The organism is Albidovulum sp. (genome assembly GCF_049646345.1).
Classification (GTDB): domain Bacteria; phylum Pseudomonadota; class Alphaproteobacteria; order Rhodobacterales; family Rhodobacteraceae; genus Albidovulum.
Map to the genome: position 1 here is coordinate 1 of NZ_JBARVQ010000791.1, position 6,524 is coordinate 6,524.

A 6,524-nucleotide genomic window follows, 5' to 3' on the forward strand; every position below is an offset into this window, starting at 1 on the left:
AACTTCGACAACATTCGAATTGAGTATTTTGGCGACTACGATGCCGCCTTCGAGGGTTTCAAGGGGGGCACCTACACATTCCGGAACGAGGCATCATCGCTTATCTGGGCCACGCGCTACGATTTTCCGGCGTTCCAAAACGGCTGGGTCAAGAAGGACCCCCTGCCGGACGGCAATGTCGCCAGCGGGCAGGCCTTCATCATCAATCTACGCCGGGAAAAGTTTCAGGACCCGCGCGTACGCGAAGCAATCGGGCTTATGTTCAACTTCGAATGGTCGAATACCTCGCTCTTTTACGGCCTCTATGAACGTGTGAACTCATTCTGGGAGAACAGCGAACTGGAGGCGACGGGCCTACCCTCGCCTGAGGAGCTTGCCCTTCTGGAACCGCTGAAGGACCAGTTGCCGCCCGGTGTGCTCGACGCCGAGCCGGTCATGGCACCGCTCTCCGGCGAACGGCAGCTTGACCGCAAGAACCTGCGCAAGGCATCGGCGTTGCTGGATGAGGCCGGATGGGAGGTCGGCAGCGACGGGATGCGGCGCAATGCGAAGGGCGAAATGCTGCGGGTCGAGTTCCTGAACGACAGTCAGACCTTTGACCGTGTCTTCAATCCCTTTGTCGAAAATCTGCGCGCGCTCGGCGTCGATGCCGCTCTGAGCCGGGTTGACGATGCACAGATGACCAGCCGGACACGGAGCCACGACTTCGATATCGTGACCGGCCATCTCGGGCAGGATCTGATTCCAAGCTCTGGTTTACAGCAGTATTTCGGTTCGGCTTCGATTGGTGACGCATTGAACCTCATGGGTCTGCAAAGTCCGGCCGTGGACCAGTTGATCTCATTTGTCGAGGGGGCCAAAACACGCGAGGAACTGACCACGGCCGCGCGCGCGCTTGACCGGGTTCTGCGGGCCTATCGGTTCTGGGTGCCGCAATGGTACAAGGCCCAGCACACAATCGCCTACTACGATATGTACGAGCACCCCGACACACTGCCGCCTTTCGCGTTGGGCGAACTGGACTTCTGGTGGTACAACGAAGAAAAGGCCGCCAAACTGAAAGCGGCGGGCGCACTGAACTGATGCGCCGCACGGGGAAAGAGCAGACCGTCTGATGGGCGCCTATATCCTGCGAAGACTGCTACTGATGGTCCCGACCCTGTTCGGGATCATGCTGATCAATTTCACGCTGACGCAGTTCGTACCGGGCGGTCCGGTCGAACAGATCATCGCCCGGCTCGAAGGCGATGGTGACGTCTTTCGCAACATTGCGGGCGGCGGTGATACTGGCCAGCAGGAACAGATCGGCGGCGATGACCGCTATCTCGGCGCGCGGGGTCTGCCGCCGGAATTCATCGCGCAGCTGGAAGAGCAATTCGGTCTCGACAAGCCCGCGCATGAGCGGTTCTTCAAGATGATGGGCGATTATCTGCGCTTCGATTTCGGCGAGAGTTATTTCCGCAAGATCTCGGTGATCGATCTGGTGATCGAAAAGATGCCGGTCTCAATCACGCTCGGCCTCTGGTCGACGCTTCTGGCCTATCTGATCTCGATCCCGCTCGGCATCCGCAAGGCGGTCAGGGACGGGTCGGCCTTCGACACATGGACCTCTGGCACGATCATCGTCGCCTATGCGATCCCGGGGTTCCTTTTCGCGGTCCTGTTGATCGTGCTTTTCGCGGGCGGCAGCTATTGGCGCATCTTCCCGCTTCGCGGGCTGACCTCGGACGGGTGGGAGCAGATGAGCCTGATCGGCAAGGCGGCGGATTACCTCTGGCACATCACCCTGCCGGTCGTGGCCTCGACCATCTCCAGCTTTGCCACGCTGACGCTTCTGACCAAGAACAGCTTTCTGGACGAGATCAACAAGCAATATGTGCTGACCGCCAAGGCCAAGGGGTTGAGCGAGGGGCGCGTGCTTTACGGCCATGTCTTCCGCAATGCGATGCTGATCGTGATCGCCGGCTTCCCCGGCCTCTTCCTTGCGGTCCTCTTTGGTGGCGGCCTTCTGATCGAGACGATCTTCTCGCTCGACGGGCTCGGGCGGCTTGGTTACGAGGCGGCGGTGGCGCGCGATTATCCGGTCGTCTTCGGCACGCTCTGGGTCTTTGGCCTTCTGGGCCTGTTCATCGGCTTGCTGTCAGACCTCATGTATATCTTCGTCGACCCCCGGATCGACTTCGAAAAGCGGGCGGGCTGATGAGGTTGTCACCCCTCAACCAGCGCCGCTGGCGCAATTTCAAGGCCAACCGCCGCGCGGTCTGGTCGCTTGGAATCTTCCTTGTCCTCTTCGTTATCTCGCTGATGGCCGAGGTGGTGGCGAATGACAAACCAATCATCGTTTCCTATCGCGACGGGCTGCATTTCCCGATCTACAAGTTCTATCCCGAAACCGCCTTCGGCGGCGATTTCCGGACCGAGGCCGTCTACCGCGAACCGGAAGTGCGCTGCCTGATCGTCTCGGGTGGGCTGGAAGATTGCTTCGACGAACCTGAGGCAGTGATCGAGGATGCGGGCGACGGCATCGTCAACGGCGAGGCGGTCGAAAAGGGCTGGATGCTCTGGCCGCCGATCCCCTATCGCCACAATACGATCAACAACGTCGGCACCGCGCCATCGGCCCCTGATGGCGATCACTGGCTGGGCACCGACGATACGACGCGGGACGTGCTGGCAAGGATCATCTATGGCTTCCGCCTGTCGATCCTTTTCACGCTGATCGTCACCACGATCTCCAGCCTGATCGGCATCGCGGCGGGTGCCGTGCAGGGCTATTTTGGCGGCTGGGTCGATCTGATCTTCCAGCGACTGCTGGAGATCTGGGGATCGACGCCGGGGCTTTACGTCATCATCATCCTTTTCGCGATCCTCGGGCGCAGTTTCGGGCTTCTGGTGTTCGTGACGATCCTCTTCGGCTGGCCCGCGCTTGTCGGCGTGGTGCGGGCTGAATTCCTGCGGGCGCGCAATTTCGAATATGTCCGCGCCGCCCGCGCGCTTGGCGTTTCGGATCGGGTGATCATGTTCCGCCACATCCTGCCGAACGCGATGGTGGCGACACTCACCTTCCTGCCCTTCATCGTCACCGGCGCCATCGGCGGGCTCGCCGCCCTCGATTATCTCGGCTACGGGTTGCCGTCCTCCCTGCCTTCGCTGGGCGAGCTGGCATTGCAGGGCAAGTCGAACCTTCAGGCGCCCTGGCTCGGATTCTCGGCCTTCTTCACCTTCGCCATTATGCTTTCGCTTCTGGTCTTCATCTTCGAAGGCGTGCGCGATGCGTTCGATCCCCGGAAGACCTTCAAATGAAAACGGTTCTCGACATACGCGACCTCAAGGTCGATTTCCGTCAGGACGGCAAAATCATCCACGCGGTAAAGGGCGTGAGCCTGAGCGTCGGCAAGGGCGAAACCGTCGCCATTGTCGGCGAAAGCGGGTCCGGCAAGTCGGTGACGGCGCTTTCGACCGTGGCCCTGCTCGGCGACAATGCCGAAGTATCGGGGTCGGTCAAATACCTCGACCGCGAGATGATCGGCGCGCCGGAACCGGTTCTGCGCGATGTGCGCGGCAACGATATCAGCTTCATCTTTCAAGAGCCGATGACCTCGCTCAACCCGCTCCACACGCTGGAGAAACAACTGGCCGAAAGCCTTGCCTTGCATCAGGGGCTCACGGGGGACGCCGCGCGGGCGCGGATCATCGAACTGATGGAAAAGGTCGGCATCGACGACGCCGAACGTCGGCTCAAGGACTATCCGCATCAGCTGTCGGGCGGGCAGCGCCAGCGGGTGATGATCGCGATGGCACTGGCAAATGGGCCGGACTTGCTGATCGCGGATGAACCGACAACGGCCCTGGACGTGACCATTCAGGCGCAGATCCTCGACCTTCTGGCCGAGCTGAAGGAACGTGAGGGGCTGTCGCTCCTCTTCATCTCCCACGACCTTGGTATCGTGCGCCGCATTGCCGACCGGGTCTGCGTGATGCAGGGCGGCGAGATCGTCGAACAGGGGGCGGTGGAGCAGATATTCTCCAACCCGCAGCATCCCTATACCCAGAAACTGCTGGCCGCAGAACCGCATGGCCGCCCCGACCCGGTGCCGGACGGGGCCGAGGAGATTGTACGGACCGACGCCTTACGCATCTGGTTCCCGATCCAGCGCGGGCTTTTGCGCCGCACGGTCGGGCATGTGAAGGCGGTCAATGCCGCGACGATCTCGGTCCGCTCGGGCGAGACGTTGGGTATTGTCGGCGAAAGCGGCTCGGGCAAGACCACACTCGCGCTCGCCATCATGCGGCTGATCGCGTCCGAGGGACCCATCGCCTATCTTGGGCAGGACATCTCCGGCTGGCGGCCACGGGACTTGCGCAAACTGCGCCGCGACATGCAGATCGTCTTTCAGGACCCTTACGGCAGCCTCAGCCCCCGCATGACCTGCGAACAGATCATCGCCGAAGGGTTAACTGTGCACGGCGTCGAGAAGGGCCGCGACCGGCGCGAGATGGTGGCCGGGATCATGACCGAGGTCGGGCTCGACACGGCGATGATGGAGCGCTATCCGCATGAGTTTTCCGGCGGCCAGCGGCAACGGATCGCCATCGCCCGGGCGATGATCCTGCGGCCGAAAGTGGTGGTTCTGGACGAACCGACCTCGGCCCTCGACATGACCGTTCAGGTGCAGATCGTTGAATTGCTGCGCTCGCTCCAGCGGCGCTACGGGCTTGCCTACCTCTTTATCAGCCATGACCTGCGCGTCGTTCGCGCGCTGGCCCACAAGGTCATGGTGATGAAATCGGGCGATGTGGTCGAGACGGGCGATGGGGACGCGATCTTTGACGCGCCGCAGACCGATTATACCCGCGAATTGATGGCGGCGGCTTTCGGACAGTCCAGACGCAGCGCATGAAAATCCTCTTCGTCCACCAGAATTTCCCCGGCCAGTTCCTGCATCTGGCGCCAGCCCTGGCGGAGCGTGGCCATCAGGTCGTCGCCCTGACCGCCGAACGCAATCAGCGCGCCTCACCTGTGCCGGTCCTGCGCTATCGTGATCCGCCGGAAAGCAAGGTGACGGGCGCGGCCAGGACCTATGCCGAGATGTCGGAACGCGGGGCAACGGTGGCGCGGGCGGCGCTGCAACTGACTCGGACCAAGGGCTTCGTTCCCGATGTGGTCTTCGGCCATGGCGGCTGGGGGGAGACCCTCTTTCTGAAAGAGATCTGGCCCGCGGCACGGCATCTGACCTATGCCGAGTTCTATTATCGCGCGACGGGGGCCGATACCGGCTATGACCCCGAATTCCAGCGCGGCGACGGGCCGAACCTTTCTGTCGTCGCGCGCCGCGCCCATCTTTTGCAGGCTTTGGTGGAATCCGATGCCGCGCTTGCACCGACGGCATGGCAGGCCTCAACTTTTCCGGACGAGCTGCGCGGCAAGATCAGCGTCATCCATGACGGGATCGACACCGACCGGGTCCGGCCTGACGCCGCTGCACGGCTGACCTTGCCGAATGGCCGTGTCCTCGCGCCGGGGGATGAGGTGCTGAGTTTCGTGAACCGCAATCTCGAACCCTATCGCGGCTATCATATCTTCATGCGCGCTTTGCCCAAGGTAATGGCGGCACGCCCGGACGCTCAGGTTGTGATCGTTGGTGGCGAGGGGCAGAGCTACGGGCCCGCCCCCGGCAAGGGGCAGAGTTGGAAGCAGATCTTCCTCGATGAGGTGAAAGACGGGCTCGACCTCAGCCGCGTTCATTTTCTGGGCAATGTGCCCTATCCGGATTTTCTGTCTTTGCTGCAGGTGACCCGTGTTCATGCCTACCTGACCTATCCCTTCGTCCTCTCGTGGTCGATGCTGGAGGCAATGAGTGCGGGGGCCCTGATCGTCGGCTCGCGCACGGCTCCGGTTCAGGAGGTGATCCGGGCAGGTGAAAACGGGCTTCTGGTGGATTTTTTCGATGTCGGCAGTTGGTCATCCACCCTGATCGACGCTCTTGCCACGCCGGAACGATTCATGCCTTTGCGGCGAACTGCGCGCACAACAATCTGCGACGGATATGACCTGAAACGACACAGTCTGCCGCGCCTGATTGATTTCGTCGAAATCGAATAACTTTTGCAGGTCTACAAATTTTCTCCGAAAATTTGGCGATTTTTCGGAGAAAAATCGTATTGCGCGGTGGTGAATTTCATTCAAACCGCTGAGCTGTGTCCGGCTTTCGAAAGATCGTAGGCATCGAAGGAACGCGCAATCATTCGGGTCAGTGGCCGAGCGCGGTCCGGTATCCGCAGCTCGCCATTCTGGAATACGACCATATCTCCGAACTCCTGCACCGCGTCCGCAAACATCTTGGAAATCTCCGGCGCAAATCCGGCGAAGTCCCGCTGCATCTCCTCAGGATCGATGCGAAAATCGCACATCAACGCCTCAATCATACGCGCGCGCAGCCGGTCCTGACCGCTGAACGCATGTCCCTTCGCCGTTGCAAAACACCCCTCGCGCACAGAGCGGACATAGGCCGATGTGCCGGGCG

Annotated in this window: 5 protein-coding genes and 1 pseudogene; 5 read left to right on the forward strand and 1 reads right to left on the reverse strand. The window is 61.3% G+C overall.

Annotated elements, in window-relative coordinates:
• The 5 genes from WBB85_RS20775 to WBB85_RS20795 all read left to right on the forward strand — a co-directional run.
• Positions 1-1,083, forward strand: a 1,083-nt coding sequence (locus WBB85_RS20775; protein ID WP_432640488.1) for an extracellular solute-binding protein, incomplete at its 5' end; no start/stop codon positions are given.
• Between the two features lie 31 nt (positions 1,084-1,114).
• Positions 1,115-2,200: a microcin C ABC transporter permease YejB gene (locus tag WBB85_RS20780; RefSeq protein ID WP_432640489.1), complete on the forward strand. Its 1,086-nt coding sequence runs from the start codon at positions 1,115-1,117 to the stop codon at positions 2,198-2,200.
• Positions 2,200-3,303, forward strand: coding sequence for an ABC transporter permease (locus tag WBB85_RS20785; protein ID WP_432640490.1), 1,104 nt, complete (start codon positions 2,200-2,202; stop codon positions 3,301-3,303). The genes WBB85_RS20780 and WBB85_RS20785 overlap by 1 nt, the downstream gene beginning before the upstream one ends.
• Positions 3,300-4,901: an ABC transporter ATP-binding protein gene (locus WBB85_RS20790; protein ID WP_432640491.1), complete on the forward strand. Its 1,602-nt coding sequence runs from the start codon at positions 3,300-3,302 to the stop codon at positions 4,899-4,901. The genes WBB85_RS20785 and WBB85_RS20790 overlap by 4 nt, the downstream gene beginning before the upstream one ends.
• A complete protein-coding gene (locus WBB85_RS20795; RefSeq protein ID WP_432640492.1) occupies positions 4,898-6,103 on the forward strand; it encodes a glycosyltransferase in 1,206 nt (401 codons plus the stop codon). Before WBB85_RS20790 ends, WBB85_RS20795 begins: the two co-directional genes overlap by 4 nt.
• 80 nt (positions 6,104-6,183) lie before the next feature.
• Here the strand turns inward: WBB85_RS20795 and WBB85_RS20800 are convergent.
• Positions 6,184-6,524 (reverse strand): annotated as a pseudogene (locus WBB85_RS20800) (coproporphyrinogen III oxidase); the annotation flags it as partial.